General features: G+C 58.0%; 18 protein-coding genes. All 18 read left to right on the plus strand.

Annotated elements, in window-relative coordinates:
• Positions 1 to 2 precede the first annotated feature (2 nt).
• A complete protein-coding gene (gene cysE, locus HBN79_RS14370) occupies positions 3 to 779 on the plus strand; it encodes a serine O-acetyltransferase (RefSeq protein ID WP_095001471.1) in 777 nt (258 codons plus the stop codon).
• A 251-nt stretch (positions 780 to 1,030) separates the two neighbouring features.
• Positions 1,031 to 1,522, plus strand: a complete 492-nt coding sequence (gene iscR, locus HBN79_RS14375; protein WP_003443378.1) for a Fe-S cluster assembly transcriptional regulator IscR — start codon at positions 1,031 to 1,033, stop codon at positions 1,520 to 1,522.
• Between the two features lie 49 nt (positions 1,523 to 1,571).
• Positions 1,572 to 2,786: an IscS subfamily cysteine desulfurase gene (locus HBN79_RS14380; protein ID WP_019823684.1), complete on the plus strand. Its 1,215-nt coding sequence runs from the start codon at positions 1,572 to 1,574 to the stop codon at positions 2,784 to 2,786.
• Between the two features lie 96 nt (positions 2,787 to 2,882).
• The gene (gene iscU / locus HBN79_RS14385; RefSeq protein WP_007929523.1) at positions 2,883 to 3,269 is read left to right on the plus strand and encodes a Fe-S cluster assembly scaffold IscU; all 387 of its coding nucleotides are present in this window, start codon (positions 2,883 to 2,885) and stop codon (positions 3,267 to 3,269) included.
• A gap of 68 nt (positions 3,270 to 3,337) precedes the next feature.
• Complete coding sequence (gene iscA / locus HBN79_RS14390) at positions 3,338 to 3,661, plus strand: iron-sulfur cluster assembly protein IscA (RefSeq protein WP_016779604.1); 324 nt, start codon at positions 3,338 to 3,340, stop codon at positions 3,659 to 3,661.
• 8 nt (positions 3,662 to 3,669) lie between these two features.
• Positions 3,670 to 4,191 carry a co-chaperone HscB gene (gene hscB, locus HBN79_RS14395; protein ID WP_095001470.1) on the plus strand — a complete coding sequence of 174 codons (522 nt, stop codon included), beginning with the start codon at positions 3,670 to 3,672 and terminating at the stop codon, positions 4,189 to 4,191.
• Between the two features lie 50 nt (positions 4,192 to 4,241).
• Positions 4,242 to 6,104: a Fe-S protein assembly chaperone HscA gene (hscA, locus tag HBN79_RS14400; protein ID WP_095018332.1), complete on the plus strand. Its 1,863-nt coding sequence runs from the start codon at positions 4,242 to 4,244 to the stop codon at positions 6,102 to 6,104.
• Positions 6,105 to 6,107: 3 nt separating this feature from the next.
• Positions 6,108 to 6,449 (plus strand): ISC system 2Fe-2S type ferredoxin, encoded by a 342-nt coding sequence (gene fdx / locus HBN79_RS14405; RefSeq protein ID WP_003443365.1) that lies wholly within the window; start codon positions 6,108 to 6,110, stop codon positions 6,447 to 6,449.
• Between the two features lie 12 nt (positions 6,450 to 6,461).
• The gene (gene iscX, locus HBN79_RS14410) at positions 6,462 to 6,662 is read left to right on the plus strand and encodes a Fe-S cluster assembly protein IscX (RefSeq protein WP_016779607.1); all 201 of its coding nucleotides are present in this window, start codon (positions 6,462 to 6,464) and stop codon (positions 6,660 to 6,662) included.
• A gap of 94 nt (positions 6,663 to 6,756) precedes the next feature.
• Positions 6,757 to 7,182: a nucleoside-diphosphate kinase gene (ndk, locus tag HBN79_RS14415; protein WP_016779608.1), complete on the plus strand. Its 426-nt coding sequence runs from the start codon at positions 6,757 to 6,759 to the stop codon at positions 7,180 to 7,182.
• Positions 7,183 to 7,210: 28 nt separating this feature from the next.
• Positions 7,211 to 8,359 (plus strand): 23S rRNA (adenine(2503)-C(2))-methyltransferase RlmN, encoded by a 1,149-nt coding sequence (rlmN, locus tag HBN79_RS14420; protein WP_095001468.1) that lies wholly within the window; start codon positions 7,211 to 7,213, stop codon positions 8,357 to 8,359.
• Between the two features lie 12 nt (positions 8,360 to 8,371).
• Positions 8,372 to 9,130, plus strand: a complete 759-nt coding sequence (gene pilW, locus HBN79_RS14425) for a type IV pilus biogenesis/stability protein PilW (RefSeq protein ID WP_095020373.1) — start codon at positions 8,372 to 8,374, stop codon at positions 9,128 to 9,130.
• Entirely contained in the window at positions 9,130 to 10,116 is a 987-nt protein-coding gene (locus tag HBN79_RS14430; RefSeq protein ID WP_095020374.1) for a RodZ family helix-turn-helix domain-containing protein, read from the plus strand. The genes pilW and HBN79_RS14430 overlap by 1 nt, the downstream gene beginning before the upstream one ends.
• 3 nt (positions 10,117 to 10,119) lie before the next feature.
• Positions 10,120 to 11,229, plus strand: coding sequence for a flavodoxin-dependent (E)-4-hydroxy-3-methylbut-2-enyl-diphosphate synthase (gene ispG / locus HBN79_RS14435; RefSeq protein ID WP_086795918.1), 1,110 nt, complete (start codon positions 10,120 to 10,122; stop codon positions 11,227 to 11,229).
• A gap of 22 nt (positions 11,230 to 11,251) precedes the next feature.
• Positions 11,252 to 12,541 carry a histidine--tRNA ligase gene (gene hisS / locus HBN79_RS14440; protein WP_169916828.1) on the plus strand — a complete coding sequence of 430 codons (1,290 nt, stop codon included), beginning with the start codon at positions 11,252 to 11,254 and terminating at the stop codon, positions 12,539 to 12,541.
• Between the two features lie 40 nt (positions 12,542 to 12,581).
• Positions 12,582 to 13,223, plus strand: coding sequence for a tetratricopeptide repeat protein (locus HBN79_RS14445; protein WP_095001464.1), 642 nt, complete (start codon positions 12,582 to 12,584; stop codon positions 13,221 to 13,223).
• The gene (gene bamB / locus HBN79_RS14450; RefSeq protein ID WP_095018336.1) at positions 13,216 to 14,367 is read left to right on the plus strand and encodes an outer membrane protein assembly factor BamB; all 1,152 of its coding nucleotides are present in this window, start codon (positions 13,216 to 13,218) and stop codon (positions 14,365 to 14,367) included. Before HBN79_RS14445 ends, bamB begins: the two co-directional genes overlap by 8 nt.
• Positions 14,368 to 14,505: 138 nt before the next feature.
• On the plus strand, positions 14,506 to 15,975 hold the full coding sequence (gene der / locus HBN79_RS14455; protein WP_016779615.1) for a ribosome biogenesis GTPase Der: 1,470 nt from the start codon (positions 14,506 to 14,508) through the stop codon (positions 15,973 to 15,975).
• The last annotated feature ends 12 nt before the right edge of the window (positions 15,976 to 15,987 follow it).

Below are 15,987 nucleotides of genomic sequence, written 5' to 3' on the forward strand. Positions count from 1 at the left end.
TGATGTTCGAGCGTCTGCGTGAAGATATCCAAAGTGTGTTTCACCGTGATCCTGCAGCCCGTAATGCTTTTGAAGTGCTGACGTGCTACCCGGGGATGCATGCGATCTGGATTCACCGCTTGTCGGCGCTGTTGTGGCAGGCTGGCTGGAAGTGGCTGGCTCGTCTGGTGTCCAACTTCGGGCGCTGGCTGACCGGGATTGAAATTCACCCGGGGGCCAAGGTCGGGCGTCGTTTCTTTATTGATCACGGGATGGGTATCGTGATTGGTGAAACCGCCGAAATCGGGGATGACGTGACCCTGTATCAGGGTGTGACCCTGGGGGGTACGAGCTGGAACAAGGGCAAGCGCCACCCCACTCTGGAAAATGGTGTCGTGGTAGGGGCGGGCGCCAAGGTGTTGGGGCCGTTCACTGTCGGGGCGGGGGCCAAGGTCGGTTCCAATGCGGTTGTGACCAAGGCTGTGCCGCCGGGCGCGACCGTAGTGGGTATTCCGGGGCGCATCATTATCAAGAATGACGATGAAACCGAGGCCAAGCGCAAGGCAATGGCTGAGAAAATCGGTTTTGACGCATACGGTGTCAGTGAAGATATGCCGGATCCGGTGGCGCGGGCCATTGGCCAGTTGCTGGATCATCTGCAGGCGGTCGATGGCAAGCTGGATGGTATGTGTGGCGCGCTCAAGGATTTGGGCAGCCCTTACTGTGCGAAAGAACTACCTGAGCTGCGCGAAGAAGACTTCGCCTGCGTCAAGGGCAAGGACGAAAGCACGGCGGTCTAGATTCTGGGTGCTGTGGGAGCGAGCCTGCTCGCGATGCTGGCGCTGCAGTCTTTGAGGCTGGTCGAGCTGCCGCCATCGCGAGCAAACCCGCTCCCACAAGATGTGTGTCATGTGCCATTACGCCGCAGACCCTGCTACAATGCGCGCGCTCTTTTGCGGGTAATCCCGACTAAAGTACTAGGTCTAATAGTTGACTTAAATAGTCGGGAATAGCATACTCGCTTCCATTCCGAATTCCGTGGTACCTGTCCATGAGACTGACTACAAAAGGCCGTTACGCCGTAACTGCAATGCTCGATTTGGCGTTGCACGCACAGCACGGGCCGGTGTCCCTGGCCGATATTTCCGAGCGCCAAGGCATCTCGCTTTCCTACCTTGAGCAACTGTTTGCCAAATTGCGCCGCAGCAGCCTGGTTTCCAGTGTGCGTGGCCCGGGTGGCGGCTATCAGCTGTCACGCGACATGCAGGGCATCCAGGTAGCTCAGGTGATCGATGCCGTGAACGAGTCCGTCGATGCCACGCGTTGCCAGGGCCTTGGCGACTGCCATGCCGGCGACACCTGCCTGACCCACCACCTGTGGTGCGACCTCAGCCTGCAAATACACGATTTTCTCAGCGGTATCAGCTTGGCTGACCTTGTCACTCGCCGTGAGGTACAAGAAGTAGCCCAGCGTCAGGATCAGCGCCGCTGTAATGGCAAGGCGCCGCACCTGGATAAGATCGAAGCGTCCGCCGTCGAGTGATTGCATAAAAACGACGGTGCGCCAGCCAGCCTGATTTAGGAGATAGTCCATGAAGTTGCCAATTTACCTCGATTACTCAGCCACTACCCCGGTTGATCCGCGTGTTGCTCAAAAAATGAGCGACTGCTTGCTGGTTGACGGGAACTTCGGTAACCCGGCTTCGCGCTCTCACGTGTTCGGCTGGAAAGCTGAAGAAGCGGTTGAGAACGGGCGTCGTCAGGTTGCTGACCTGGTTAACGCTGACCCCCGTGAAATTGTCTGGACCTCCGGTGCGACCGAGGCCAACAACCTGGCAATCAAAGGTGCAGCGCACTTCTATGCCACCAAGGGCAAGCACCTGATCACCGACAAGATCGAGCACAAGGCCGTTCTCGACACCATGCGTCAGCTTGAGCGTGAAGGCTTTGAAGTGACCTATATCGAGCCGGGCACCGATGGCCTGGTAACGCCGGCCATGGTTGAAGCCGCGATGCGCGACGACACCATCCTGGTTTCGATCATGCACGTGAACAACGAAATCGGCACCATCAACGATATCGCTGCCATTGGTGAGCTGACTCGCTCGCGCGGCGTGTTGTTCCATGTCGATGCGGCACAGTCCACCGGCAAGGTTGAAATCGACCTGGCCAAGCTGAAGGTCGACATGATGTCGTTCTCGGCGCACAAAACCTACGGCCCTAAAGGCATCGGCGCACTGTACGTAAGCCGCAAGCCTCGGGTGCGTATTGAAGCAGCCATGCACGGCGGCGGTCACGAGCGCGGCATGCGTTCGGGTACCCTGGCCACCCACCAGATCGTGGGCATGGGCGAAGCGTTCCAGATCGCCAAAGAAGAAATGGCTGCAGAGAACATCCGTATCAAGGCGTTGAGCGACCGTTTCTTCAAGCAGGTTGAACACCTTGAAGAACTGTACGTCAACGGCAGCATGGTCCACCGCGTTCCGCACAACCTGAACCTGAGCTTCAACTACGTTGAAGGCGAGTCGCTGATCATGGCGCTCAAGGATCTGGCTGTGTCGTCCGGTTCGGCCTGTACTTCTGCTTCCCTCGAGCCGTCCTACGTATTGCGCGCCCTGGGCCGCAATGACGAGCTGGCTCACAGCTCCATCCGCTTTACCTTCGGCCGTTTCACCACCGAAGAAGAAATCGATTACGCCGCGCAGAAGGTTTGCGAGGCTGTTACCAAGCTGCGCGCCCTGTCGCCGCTGTGGGACATGTACAAAGACGGCATCGACATCTCGAAAATCGAATGGGCGGCGCACTAACAATTTAAGTCGCCGTAAGTAGACGCTGTAAGCGCAGCGAACAGCAGCTTTTACAGCGTCTCAAGAGCGACTCTCTGATGAGTGAGGATTAGTACCATGGCTTACAGCGAAAAGGTCATCGACCACTACGAAAACCCGCGCAACGTCGGCAAGATGAACGCGGAAGACCCGGATGTCGGCACCGGCATGGTCGGCGCCCCTGCGTGCGGCGACGTAATGCGCCTGCAAATCAAGGTCAACGAGCAGGGCATCATTGAAGATGCCAAGTTCAAGACCTATGGTTGCGGTTCGGCAATCGCTTCCAGCTCCCTGGCGACCGAGTGGATGAAAGGCAAGACTCTGGATGAAGCAGAGACCATCAAGAACACTCAGCTGGCTGAAGAACTGGCTTTGCCGCCGGTAAAAATTCACTGCTCGGTACTCGCTGAAGACGCCATCAAGGCTGCTGTTCGCGATTACAAGCAGAAGAAAGGTTTGATCTGATCCGTACTGCTTGCGCCCGCAAGTGGCGCAGGCAAGGTGAAGAAACTGGCAAAAGGTAAGGAGTCACGATGGCTATCAGCATGACAGAAGCGGCTGCGCGACACATTCGCCGCTCCCTTGATGGGCGCGGCAAAGGTGAGGGGATTCGTCTGGGTGTTCGCACCACGGGCTGTTCCGGTCTTGCCTATGTGCTGGAGTTTGTCGATGAAGTAGGTGAAGAAGACCAGGTCTTCGAAACCCATGGCGAAAAAGTGATCATTGATCCGAAAAGCCTGACCTATCTTGACGGCACCGAACTGGATTTCGTCAAGGAAGGCCTCAATGAGGGCTTCAAGTTCAATAACCCTAACGTGCGCGGTGAATGTGGCTGCGGCGAAAGCTTCAATATCTGAGGCTGATCGTGGGTACTCCTTGTCATTTTGCTTTGTTTGAGCTGCAACCGGGTTTCAATCTGGATCTCGATCAGCTGGCTGTGCGCTATCGAGAGCTGGCGCGTGGTGTTCACCCGGATCGGTTTGCCGATGCTTCCGAGCGCGAGCAGCGCCTGGCGCTGGAGCAGTCCGCCAGCCTCAATGAGGCCTACCAGACGCTCAAAAGCCCTGCCAAGCGTGCGCGTTACCTGCTTGCGCTGAAGGGGGGCGAGTTGCCGCTGGAAGTCACGGTGCACGATCCCGAGTTCCTGATGCAGCAGATGCAGTGGCGCGAAGAACTTGAAGATTTGCATGACAGCGCCGATATGGCCGGTATTGCAGCATTCAAGCGTCGACTGAAAGTCGCTCAGGAACACCTGAACGACAGCTTCGCAGCGTGTTGGGATGATGCTGCGCAGCGTGAGCAGGCTGAACGCCTGATGCGCCGCATGCAGTTCCTCGACAAGCTAACTTACGAAGTGCGCCAGCTAGAAGAGCGCCTCGACGATTAACTCCGTGCTTCCCTGATGGCACGCCTGATTACAGATAAGTCCTGATTACGATGGCCCTACTGCAGATCGCCGAACCCGGCCAAAGTCCTCAACCGCACCAGCGACGTCTGGCTGTGGGGATCGACTTGGGCACTACCAATTCGCTGGTCGCTGCTTTACGCAGCGGCCTTTCCGAGCCTCTGGCCGACGCCAATGGCAATGTCATTTTGCCGTCTGCCGTGCGCTATCACGCTGATCGCGTCGAGGTAGGCGAGTCGGCACGTCTGGCAGCCTCCAGCGACCCGTTCAATACCGTGCTGTCGGTCAAACGCTTGATGGGACGTGGTCTGTCCGACGTCAAGCAGTTGGGCGAGCAGTTGCCTTACCGCTTTGTCGGCGGTGAGTCGCACATGCCGTTTATTGACACGGTGCAAGGCCCTAAAAGCCCGGTTGAAGTGTCTGCCGAAATCTTGAAGGTGCTGCGTGAGCGCGCCGAAAAGACCCTGGGTGGTGAATTGGTGGGGGCGGTGATTACGGTCCCGGCCTATTTCGATGACGCTCAGCGCCAGGCCACTAAAGACGCGGCCAAACTGGCTGGTCTGAATGTGCTGCGCCTGCTCAATGAGCCGACAGCGGCCGCCGTGGCCTATGGCCTGGACCAGTCGGCTGAAGGCGTGGTGGCTATCTATGATCTGGGTGGGGGTACGTTCGATATCTCGATCCTGCGCCTGACCGGCGGTGTGTTTGAAGTCTTGGCTACCGGCGGCGACAGCGCGCTGGGTGGCGATGACTTTGACCATGCGATTGCCAGCTGGATGGTCGAGCAGGCCGGATTGTCTGCCGACCTTGATCCAGGCACGCAGCGCACCTTGCTGCAGGCTGCCTGCGCTGCAAAAGAAGCGCTGACCGATGCGTCCTCGGTGACGGTTGCCTTTGGTGGCTGGCAGTCCGAGCTGACCCGTGAAGCCTTCGACGCCATGATCGAGCCAATGGTTGCGCGCAGCCTCAAGGCTTGTCGCCGTGCTGTGCGCGACGCCAATATCGAGATTGAAGACGTCCAGGCCGTCGTCATGGTGGGTGGTTCGACCCGTGTACCTCGTGTGCGTGAAGCGGTCGCTCAGATGTTTGGTCGCGAGCCCCTGACCGATATCGACCCGGATCAAGTGGTTGCCATTGGTGCTGCGATCCAGGCTGATACCCTGGCCGGCAACAAGCGCGATGGCGGCGAGCTGCTTCTGCTTGATGTGATTCCGTTGTCCCTTGGTCTGGAGACCATGGGTGGCTTGATGGAAAAGGTTATTCCGCGCAACACCACGATTCCGGTGGCGCGCGCGCAGGATTTCACCACCTATAAAGATGGTCAGACGGCCATGATGATTCATGTGCTGCAGGGTGAGCGCGAGCTGATCAGCGATTGCCGCTCCCTGGCGCGCTTTGAATTGCGTGGCATCCCGCCGATGGTGGCCGGTGCCGCAAAAATTCGCGTGACCTTCCAGGTCGATGCCGACGGTTTGCTCAGCGTGTCGGCCCGCGAGCTGGGTTCAGGTGTTGAAGCCAATATCCAGGTCAAGCCTTCCTACGGCCTGACCGACGGCGAAATCGCCAAAATGCTCAAGGATTCGTTCCAGTACGCCAGCGACGACAAGGTCGCCCGCGTATTGCGCGAGCAGCAGGTGGATGCCCAGCGTCTGATCGAGGCCGTGCAAGCAGCCCTCGAAGTCGATGGCGAGCGTTTGCTGGATGCCGAAGAGCGCATGGTGATCGAGCTGCAGATGCAGGAACTGTCCGAATTGTTGAAAGGCACCGATGGTTACGCCATCGAGCAGCAGACCAAGCGTCTGTCGCAAGTGACCGATGCCTTTGCAGCCCGTCGCATGGACTTGACCGTCAAGGCCGCTTTGTCGGGTCGCAACCTGAATGAAATCGAGGAATAACTGATGCCGCAGATCATTTTTCTGCCACACGCCGAGCACTGCCCGGACGGTATGGTTGTAGAGGCTGAGACCGGCAAGACCATTCTCGAAGTGGCCCACGACAACCACATTGAAATCGAAAGTGCCTGCGGTGGTGTTTGTGCCTGCACCACTTGTCATTGCGTGATTCGCGAGGGTTTCGACTCGTTGAACGAAGCTGACGAGCTGGAAGAGGACTATCTTGATAGAGCATGGGGTCTGGAAGCGACTTCGCGCCTGAGCTGTCAGGCCCGCGTTGGTACTGAAGACATCACCGTCGAGATTCCGAAATACTCGCTCAACCATGCTGCCGAAGCGCCGCACTGATAAGGAATTGGCATGAGCCTTAAATGGGTTGATGTACAGGAAATCGCGATCCAGCTGGCTGAAGCTCACCCGGATGTCGATCCGCTCTCGGTGAATTTCGTCACGCTGCGCAATCTGGTCATGGCGCTGCCGGAGTTCGACGATATCCCTGATCGCGGCGGAGAGAAGGTGCTCGAAGCCATTCAGGGTTTGTGGATCGAAGAAGCCGACTAAGCTTGCAACGCACGTAATTATGCAATACCCAAGAACCCGCGTATAATTCGCGGGTTTAATTTTTCGCTTAAATCACTGTTTCTGGAGTTACACCATGGCTGTTCAACGTACTTTCTCCATCATCAAGCCTGACGCCGTTGCTAAAAACGTTATCGGCAAGATCGTTACCCGTTTCGAAGACGCTGGCCTGAAGGTTGTAGCTTCCAAACTGAAGCAACTGTCCAAAGCTGAAGCTGAAGGCTTCTACGCTGAGCACAGCGAGCGCGGCTTCTTCGGCGACCTGGTTGCTTTCATGATCTCCGGTCCTGTTGTTGTTCAGGTTCTGGAAGGCGAAAACGCTATCGCTCTGAACCGCGAGCTGATGGGCGCTACCAACCCTAAAGAAGCAGCTGCCGGCACTATCCGTGCTGATTTCGCTGAATCCATCGACGCAAACGCTGTTCACGGTTCCGACTCTGAAGCCGCTGCTGCTCGTGAAATCTCGTACTTTTTCGCAGCTACTGAAGTAACCACTCGCTAAGTATTGGCTTGTGAGTGAGGGTGAAGACATGATTGCAACGACTGGCAAAACCAACCTGTTGGGTTTGACTCAACCGGAAATGGAGAAATTCTTCGACTCAATCGGGGAGAAGCGTTTCCGTGCCGGTCAGGTCATGAAGTGGATTCACCACTTTGGCGTCGATGATTTCGACGCCATGACTAACGTCAGCAAGGCCTTGCGCGACAAGCTCAAGGCCATTGCTGAGGTTCGTGGACCCGAAGTCGTCAGCGAGGACATCTCCAGCGATGGCACCCGTAAGTGGGTGGTACGCGTAGAGTCCGGCAGCTGCGTCGAGACCGTTTATATTCCCTCGGGCAAACGTGGCACCCTGTGCGTTTCGTCCCAGGCTGGCTGTGCCCTGGACTGCAGTTTCTGCTCCACCGGCAAGCAAGGCTTCAACAGCAACCTCACCGCCGCCGAAGTGATTGGCCAGGTGTGGATTGCCAACAAATCCTTTGGCAGCGTTCCGGCAACCATCGACCGCGCCATCACCAACGTGGTGATGATGGGCATGGGCGAACCGCTGCTGAACTTCGACAATGTCATTTCTGCCATGCACCTGATGATGGATGACCTGGGCTACGGCATCTCCAAGCGCCGTGTCACCCTGTCTACCTCCGGCGTGGTGCCGATGATCGATGAGCTGGCCAAGCACATTGACGTTTCGCTGGCATTGTCGCTGCACGCACCTAACGACGAACTGCGTAGTCAATTGGTGCCGATCAACAAGAAGTACCCGCTGGCCATGCTGCTTGATTCCTGCCGTCGCTATATGGCGACCCTGGGCGAAAAGCGCGTGCTGACCGTTGAGTACACCTTGCTCAAGGATGTGAACGACCATGTCGATCACGCCCGAGAAATGATCGAGCTGCTTAAAGACACACCGTGCAAGATCAACCTGATCCCGTTCAATCCGTTCCCGCATTCTGGCTATGAGCGCCCGAGCAACAATGCCATTCGCCGTTTCCAGGAGCTGTTGCAGCAGGCTGGCTACAACGTGACCGTGCGCACCACCCGTGGTGAAGACATCGATGCGGCGTGCGGGCAGCTGGTAGGTCAGGTCAATGACCGTACCCGCCGCAGTTCGCGCCTGATCGCGGCGCGTGAGCTCAGTGCTGACGCCGATACAGCGCAAAACGCTGCCTCTGCGCCCTGAGAGAGGACATCCATGATCCTGCGCGCTGCGCTCCCGGTCGTTTTGGTCAGCTTTTTGGCTGGCTGCGTGTCATCGGGCGATTCAAGCCCGATGGCTGGCGACAAAGGGCGTAACGAGGCGCGTCAGGCTTATGTTCAGCTGGGTCTGGGCTATTTGCAGCAAGGGATGACCGAACAGGCCAAAGTCCCTTTGCGCAAGGCCCTTGAGCTCGACAAGACCGACCCGGACACCAACGCCGCACTGGCCTTGGTGTTTCAGGCCGAAATGGAGTTTGCCCTGGCCGAGCAGGCATTCCGTACCGCGTTGAACGGTCGGCCAGCTGATGCCCGGATCCTCAATAATTACGGCAGTTTCCTGTTTGAGCGTCAGCGCTATCAGGAGGCCAGCGTGCAGTTTCAAAAGGCGGCAGCAGACAACCTTTATCCGGAACGCTCCCGCATTTACGAAAATCTGGGTATAACGTCACTTGAGTTGGGGCAACCTGAAGCGGGGCGCCAGCAGCTTGAAAAAGCACTGCGCCTGAACCCTCGACAACCCCGTGCGTTGCTTGAAATGGCCGAGATGGCTTATCAGGACAAACAATATGTAACGGCGCGTGACTTTTACGATCGTTTTAGCCTGCTTAGCGGGCAAAATGCACGTAGTCTATTGCTCGGTGCGCGACTGGCGAGTGTTTTCGATGACCGCACCCCAACTGCCAACCATGGCCAGCAACTAAAACGACTCTATCCCGGCACGCCGGAATATCAGCAATACCTGTCGGAGCAATGATGAAAGCGGCGCAACCCGAAGTTCTAGCAGCGACTCGTGTCAATCCCGGTGAGACTCTGCGTCAGGCCCGTGAAAACAATGGCTGGACGCTGGCTGAAGTCGCCTTGAAACTCAACCTCACGGCCAGCTCCCTGAGCAACCTTGAAACGGGCGCGTTCGACAAACTGCCTGGGCATACCTTTGCCCGTGGCTATATCCGGGCCTATGCCAAATTGCTGGGTATGGACCAGGCCGCCCTTGTGCGTGAATTTGACCTGTACACCGGCACTGATGCCAACGGCAGCAACGTGCACAGCCTGGGTCGCATAGAAGAGCCGGTGCGCGTGTCGCATACCATTTTGCGTATCGTCAGCCTGTTGCTGTTGATCGCCGTGGTCGGAGGCGGTTTTATCTGGTGGCAAGACCAGACGTCCATGCGCGCCAAGGACCTGATTGGTCTTGCTCCGGAACACGTCGAAGTCGAAGGGGCTGACGGCACAACCCGCATCCACCCGCTGGACGAACCTGAAGATCAGGCAGTAGCCGAGGCCAAGGCCGAAGGCGAAACACCTCTGGCGGCCGAATCGGCGCCGGAGCAGGGCGCGACCACGGCACTGGCATTGCCGGGTGCTCCCGCTGCCGAGCCCCAGGCACCCGTTGCCGTTCCGGTACAGCCAGTACCTGCTGCTGTTGCGCCAGTTGCGCCAGTAGTGGCACCTGTTACGTCCACCGCGCCTGCGCCCGACACTGCCGCCCCGGTTGCCGGTGCTGGCAAAGTGAGCGTGCAATACACCGCTGATTGCTGGACTCAAGTGACCGACGGCACGGGCAAAGTGCTGTTTGGTGGCTTGAAGCGCAAGGGCGAAAATCTAGAAGTGAGCGGCAAGCCACCCCTGAGCTTGCGCCTGGGCTATGCCCGCGGTGCCCAGGTCAGCTATAACGGCCAGCCTGTGGATGTCGCTCCTTTCACCAGTGGCGAGACTGCTCGTCTGAAGTTGGGTCAATAAGTCATGCACGGCGAATCACCAATCAAACGTCGCGAATCGCGCAAAATCTGGGTCGGTAATGTACCTGTAGGTGGCGATGCCCCTATTGCTGTGCAGAGCATGACCAACAGTGACACCAATGACGTCGCTGCAACCGTTGCGCAAATCAACCGCCTGGAAGCCGCGGGTGTCGATATCGTGCGGGTTTCCGTGCCGGATATGGACGCAGCCGAGGCTTTTGGCCGGATCAAGCAACTGGTCAAGGTGCCATTGGTCGCCGACATTCACTTCGATTACCGCATCGCCCTGCGCGTTGCAGAGTTGGGTGTGGACTGCCTGCGCATCAACCCGGGCAACATCGGTCGCGAAGACCGTGTGCGGGCGGTGGTTGATGCAGCCCGCGATCGCGGTATTCCGATCCGAATCGGCGTCAACGCCGGTTCCCTGGAAAAAGACCTGCAAAAAAAATACGGCGAACCGACGCCTGCCGCCCTGGTCGAATCGGCACTGCGCCACGTTGAGCACCTTGAACGCCTGAATTTCAAGGACTTCAAGGTCAGCGTAAAGGCCTCCGACGTGTTTATGGCGGTTGAAGCCTACCGTCTGCTGGCCAAGGAAATCGTCCAGCCGCTGCATCTGGGCATTACCGAAGCCGGTGGTTTGCGTTCAGGCACAGTGAAATCTGCCGTGGGCCTAGGTATGCTGCTCGCCGAAGGAATTGGCGATACCATCCGCATCTCCCTGGCAGCAGACCCGGTTGAGGAAGTAAAAGTCGGTTACGACATCCTCAAGTCCTTGCACCTGCGCTCGCGCGGCATCAACTTTATCGCGTGCCCGAGCTGCTCGCGGCAGAACTTCGACGTGGTGAAAACCATGAACGAACTTGAAGTTCGCCTCGAAGACCTGCTGGTGCCGCTGGATGTTGCCGTGATCGGTTGTGTGGTCAATGGCCCTGGCGAAGCCAAGGAAGCCCATGTGGGGCTCACCGGTGGTACACCCAACCTGATTTACATCGACGGCAAGCCGTCGCAGAAACTGACGAATGACAATCTGGTGGATGAGCTCGAAAGACTGATCCGGCAGAAGGCGGCCGAAAAGGTCGAAGCTGACGCAGCCGTTATCGCGCGCGGCTAACCAGACGAATAAAGGATTTATTGTGAGCAAGTCTTTGCAAGCCATTCGTGGCATGAACGACATCCTGCCGGAGCAGACGCCTCTGTGGCGCTACTTCGAGAGCAAGGTTTCGCGTTTGCTGGATAACTACGGTTACAAGCAGATCCGCATGCCAATCGTCGAATTCACCGCGCTGTTCAAACGCTCGATCGGTGAAGTGACCGATATCGTCGAAAAAGAGATGTACACCTTCGAGGACCGCAACGGCGATTCGCTGACGCTGCGTCCTGAGGGGACTGCGGCGTGCGTGCGTGCGGTGCTTGAGCACGGCATCACCGGCGGTGGCCAGGTGCAAAAACTCTGGTACATCGGCCCGATGTTCCGTCACGAGCGCCCGCAAAAAGGCCGTTATCGCCAGTTCCACCAGATTGGCGTCGAGGTGTTCAACCTCGATGGTCCGGACATCGATGCCGAACTGATCGTGCTGACCTGGCGCCTGTGGGGCGAGCTGGGTATCCGCGATGCGGTCAAGCTCGAACTCAACAGCCTGGGCACCAGCGAAGCCCGTGCGCGCTATCGTGCGGCCCTGGTCGAGTATTTGTCCTCGCGTCTGAGCGAACTTGACGAAGACAGCCAACGTCGCCTCAAGTCCAACCCGCTGCGTGTGCTCGACACCAAGAACGCCGATACCCAGGCGGTTCTGGTGGATGCACCGAAACTGGTGGACTACCTGGACGAAGAGTCCCGCGTGCATTTCGAGGGCCTCAAGGCTCGCCTCGATGCCGCCGGCATCCCGTACACGATAAACCCGAAGCTGGTTCGTGGCCTGGACTACTACAGCAAGACCGTATTTGAATGGGTAACCGACAAACTGGGCGCCCAGGGCACCGTGTGTGCGGGCGGTCGTTATGATGGCCTGGTCGAGCAGATGGGCGGCAAGCCTACTGCCGGTGTCGGTTTTGCCATGGGCATCGAGCGCCTGATCCTGCTGCTCGAAACCCTTGAGCAGATCCCCGAAGAAATCGCACGTCAGGTCGATGTTTACCTGTGTGCTTTCGGCGAAGCCGCCGAACTGGCAGCCCTGGCTTTGAGCGAACGCGTTCGTGATCAACTGCCAAACCTGCGCCTGCAGATCAATGCCGGTGCGGGCAGCTTCAAAAGCCAGTTCAAAAAGGCTGACAAGAGCGGTGCACTGTTTGCGCTGATCCTGGGTGACGACGAATTGGCCCAGCAAGTGGTAGGTGTAAAACCCCTGCGTGGCCAGGGCGAACAACAAACGATTGCCTGGGATGCTCTAGCCGAGCACTTGGCCACCTGCATCGTGCAGGGTTGAAGCTGCAAAACAGCCGATTTAGCGAATAAGGAGTGTTGGGGTGTCGAGTAACGAAGATGATCAGCTGGGCGAGTTGAAAGACTGGTGGCAGCGCAACGGCAAACCCCTGCTGACTGGCGGCTTGCTTGCGCTGGTAGTGGTGTCCGGCTGGCAGCTCTGGCACAAATATCAGGCGAATCAGTCGCAAGGTGCGTCGGTTCTCTACCAACAATTGCTTGAAACCACGCTCACCCCTGACGGCAAGCCGGATGTGGCCCGCGTGGCGGATCTGGCCAACAAGCTGAAAAGTGAATACGCAGGCACTGCCTATTCGCAATTTGGCGGCCTGTTTGTGGCCAAGGTGGCGGTGGACAACGGCAAGCTTGATGACGCGGCTACCGAGCTGAAAGTCATTGTCGACAAGCCGGCCAATGCCACTCTGGGCGAAGTGGCGCGTCAGCGTCTGGCTCAGGTACTGGCAGCACAGGGCAAGGTTGACGATGCCCTGAAGCTGCTGGAAGGCGACTCGGACAAGGCATTCCTGGCCAGCCGTGAAGAACTCAAGGGCGACCTGCTGGTGCAGCAGGGCCGTACTGACGATGCGCGTGCAGCCTACGAGAAGGCCAAGGCCGGATTGTCGGATGAAGCAGCAGTAGGCGGCTTGCAAATCAAGCTCGATGACCTGGCCAAAGGGGATGCGTGACGTGATGCGATGGAAACATGCAGCATTGCTGGCTCTGGTCGTTTTGGCCGCGGGTTGCAGCAGCAACAGCAAAAAAGAATTGCCACCGGCGGAGCTGACCGACTTCAAAGAAGAAGTCGTGCTGCAAAAGCAGTGGAGCCGCTCGATCGGTGACGGTCAGGGCAAAACCTACAACATGCTGGTTCCGGCTGTTGAAGGCAATAATATCTACGCTGCTGACGTAACGGGCGTGGTGATGTCTCTGGACCGCATGAACGGCGACGTTGAGTGGAAAAAAGACCTCGATCTGCCTGTTTCCGGCGCAGTTGGCCTGGGCTATGGCCTGGTCATGCTTGGCACCTTGCAAGGTGACGTGATTGCCCTGGATTCCAGCACAGGCGAAGAAAAATGGCGCTCTCGCGTTAACAGCGAAGTGCTTGCACCTCCTGCGACCAACGGTGATGTGGTGGTGGTACAGACTCAGGACGATCGTCTGATCGGTCTGGATGCTGACACCGGCAATCAGCGCTGGACGTATGACAGCACGCCGGGCGTGCTGACCCTGCGTGGTACGGGGGCGCCACTGGTGACCAATCACCTGGCCATCGGCGGTTTGTCGACCGGTAAAGTGGTCGCCCTGGATACCCGCAACGGCGTGCCTGTGTGGGAGCAACGTGTTGCCATCCCGCAGGGTCGCTCCGAGCTTGAACGCATTGTCGATATCGACGGTGGCCTGCTGTTGTCTGGCGGTACACTGTACGTCGCCAGCTACCAGGGCCGCATGGCGGCACTGGACATGGAATCGGGTCGCGTGCTCTGGCAGCGTGATGCTTCCAGCTATGCAGGTGTCGCCCAAGGTTTCGGCAGCGTCTACGTCAGCCTGGCGTCGGGCACTGTAGAAGGCGTTGACGAGCGTTCGACCACCTCGCTGTGGAGCAATGATGCTCTGGCACGCCGCCAATTGTCGGCTCCAGAGGTCTTCTCCAGCTATGTGGCAGTCGGTGACATGGAAGGCTATCTGCACCTGCTCAGCCAGGTCGATGGTCGTTTCGTGGGCCGTACCCGTGTTGACAGTGATGGCCTTCGGGCACGTCCGCTGGTGGTCGGTGACATGATTTACGTGTTTGGTAACAGCGGCAAACTGGAAGCCCTGACCATTCGCTAAGGCGTCTATGCTTGAGGCTCTAGGGCCTCGGGCAGCCTTGCTCTGGCAAGGTTTGCGGCACATTTGTGCTGTTCCGAACTCTGGCCGCTGCCTTGCAGCGGCTTTTGTATTTTCTGAAATAACGAAGTGGAGAGCCGCATGGTTCCCGTAATCGCCCTGGTGGGCCGACCAAACGTCGGCAAGTCCACCTTGTTCAACCGCCTGACCAGGACTCGTGACGCCATCGTCGGCGACTTGTCCGGTCTGACCCGTGATCGCCAATACGGTGAGGCCAAGTGGCAAGGGCGTTCCTACATTCTGGTCGACACCGGCGGTATCTCCGGTGACGAGCACGGTATGGACGAAAAAATGGCCGAGCAGTCGCTGCTGGCCATCGAAGAAGCTGACGTCGTTCTGTTCCTGGTAGATGCAAAGGCGGGTTTCACTGCCGCTGACCAGATGATCGGCGAACACCTTCGCAAACGTAACAAGCGCTCCTACGTGGTGGCCAACAAGGTCGACAACATCGACCCGGACATGGCTCGCGCCGAGTTCGCGCCGCTGGGTATGGGCGATGCAATCCCGATCGCCGGTGCCCATGGCCGTGGTATCACGCAGATGCTGGAAATTGCCCTGAGCAACTTCCCGCGTGACGAAGAAGAGCCGGAAGACGGCGAAGAAGAAGTTGTTCTCGAAGGTGAGGAAGCCAAGCGCATTCCGGGCCCTAGCGAAAAAGACGGCATCAAGATCGCAATCATCGGTCGCCCGAACGTCGGTAAATCGACCCTGGTTAACCGCATGCTTGGTGAAGACCGGGTAATCGTCTATGACCAACCGGGTACCACTCGCGACAGTATCTACATCCCGTTCGAGCGTAACGACGAGAAGTACACGCTGATCGACACCGCCGGTGTGCGCAAGCGCGGCAAGATCCACGAAGAAGTTGAAAAATTCTCCGTGGTCAAAACCCTGCAAGCGATCAAAGACGCCAACGTGGTGATCTTTGTGATGGACGCCCGTGAAGGCGTGGTTGACCACGACCTCAACCTGTTGGGCTTTGCCCTGGAGGCCGGTCGGGCTCTGGTTATCGCGATCAACAAGTGGGACGGCATGACCCCTAGCGAGCGCGAGTTCGTCAAGGTCGAGTTGACCCGTCGCCTGTTCTTCGTCGACTTCGCCGATATCCACTTTATCTCGGCGCTGCACGGCACTGGCGTGGGCAACCTGTACCAGTCGGTGCAAAACTCCTTCAAGTCGGCGGTTACCCGCTGGCCGACCAACCGCCTGACCCAGATTCTGGAAGATGCGGTTAGCGAGCACGCGCCACCGATGGTCAACAGCCGCCGGATCAAGCTGCGTTATGCCCACTTGGGTGGTGCCAACCCGCCGATTATCGTGATTCACGGTAACCAGGTTGAGAAGGTGCCGAAGTCTTACGTCCGTTATCTCGAAAACACCTACCGTCGCGTCTTGAAGCTGGTCGGTACGCCGATCCGCATCGAGTTCAAAGGTGGCGAGAACCCGTACGAAGGCAACAAGAACTCGCTGACCGACCGTCAGGTCAACAAGAAACGTCGCATGATGTCGCACCACAAGAAAGCCGAGAAAAATCGCAAAGACAAGCGCTAACCGCGCAAGCTC

The sequence above is a fragment of the Pseudomonas sp. WS 5051 genome, assembly GCF_012985715.1.
GTDB classification, from domain to species: Bacteria; Pseudomonadota; Gammaproteobacteria; order Pseudomonadales; family Pseudomonadaceae; genus Aquipseudomonas; species Aquipseudomonas bubulae.

Coding starts and splice junctions, on each gene's coding strand:
- fdx (WP_003443365.1), top strand. CDS start 6,108: ATGCCGCAGATCATTTTTCTGCCACACGCCGAGCACTGCCCGGACGGT.
- ispG (WP_086795918.1), top strand. CDS start 10,120: ATGCACGGCGAATCACCAATCAAACGTCGCGAATCGCGCAAAATCTGG.
- der (WP_016779615.1), top strand. CDS start 14,506: ATGGTTCCCGTAATCGCCCTGGTGGGCCGACCAAACGTCGGCAAGTCC.
- iscU (WP_007929523.1), top strand. CDS start 2,883: ATGGCTTACAGCGAAAAGGTCATCGACCACTACGAAAACCCGCGCAAC.
- iscX (WP_016779607.1), top strand. CDS start 6,462: ATGAGCCTTAAATGGGTTGATGTACAGGAAATCGCGATCCAGCTGGCT.
- HBN79_RS14430 (WP_095020374.1), top strand. CDS start 9,130: ATGAAAGCGGCGCAACCCGAAGTTCTAGCAGCGACTCGTGTCAATCCC.
- pilW (WP_095020373.1), top strand. CDS start 8,372: ATGATCCTGCGCGCTGCGCTCCCGGTCGTTTTGGTCAGCTTTTTGGCT.
- iscA (WP_016779604.1), top strand. CDS start 3,338: ATGGCTATCAGCATGACAGAAGCGGCTGCGCGACACATTCGCCGCTCC.
- bamB (WP_095018336.1), top strand. CDS start 13,216: ATGCGTGACGTGATGCGATGGAAACATGCAGCATTGCTGGCTCTGGTC.
- cysE (WP_095001471.1), top strand. CDS start 3: ATGTTCGAGCGTCTGCGTGAAGATATCCAAAGTGTGTTTCACCGTGAT.
- rlmN (WP_095001468.1), top strand. CDS start 7,211: ATGATTGCAACGACTGGCAAAACCAACCTGTTGGGTTTGACTCAACCG.
- ndk (WP_016779608.1), top strand. CDS start 6,757: ATGGCTGTTCAACGTACTTTCTCCATCATCAAGCCTGACGCCGTTGCT.
- iscR (WP_003443378.1), top strand. CDS start 1,031: ATGAGACTGACTACAAAAGGCCGTTACGCCGTAACTGCAATGCTCGAT.
- HBN79_RS14380 (WP_019823684.1), top strand. CDS start 1,572: ATGAAGTTGCCAATTTACCTCGATTACTCAGCCACTACCCCGGTTGAT.
- hscA (WP_095018332.1), top strand. CDS start 4,242: ATGGCCCTACTGCAGATCGCCGAACCCGGCCAAAGTCCTCAACCGCAC.